The organism is Streptomyces sp. NPDC056503 (genome assembly GCF_042794995.1).
Lineage (GTDB): Bacteria > Actinomycetota > Actinomycetes > Streptomycetales > Streptomycetaceae > Streptomyces.
The window spans coordinates 1-450 of record NZ_JBHTST010000284.1 but is presented as its reverse complement, the minus strand read 5'-3'; the positions used below and the strand labels follow the sequence as shown (position 1 = coordinate 450).

General features: G+C 37.1%; 1 protein-coding gene. It reads right to left on the bottom strand.

Annotation, left to right across the window (positions count from 1 at the left end):
• The coding region (locus ACFQ8C_RS37080) for an AAA family ATPase (protein WP_383466375.1) at window positions 1-400 on the bottom strand (400 nt) is incomplete at its 3' end.
• Between the last annotated feature and the right edge of the window lie 50 nt (window positions 401-450).

Here is a 450-nt window from a genome sequence, read left to right as displayed (position 1 = left end):
CAATGTCGATAACGAAATTCAACATAAACTCATATTCCATTTCTTCTTTTTGAACTGGTTTAGTACCGACTTTTCTTGGTGCCATTTTCCCTTCACTGTTAGGCTCCACTACATATTCTGTTTTGGTTCTAAACGTAACCAGAATATGTACATTATTTTGAGTCAATGTCTTGATTAACTTAGTTGTCTCAGGAGCAAGCTTTCCCCAGTTTTGAAAAGAGTTACCTGACATTTGGCCATGAGTCTCAACTATTCCACCTTCACCCATCCAGTTATGGGATATGGAATCAATAATGATTACTTCTGCACCTGCATTTTTCATTGCCAGTACTGCAGAGTTATATCTTTCTGTTGAATAGGGTGGTCCAAAATCAATATGACGGAAACTTCCAATACTCATATCTCCAATTTGCAGGTTTGCATAAAGTTTTGACCTTCTGTGTTCAGTAT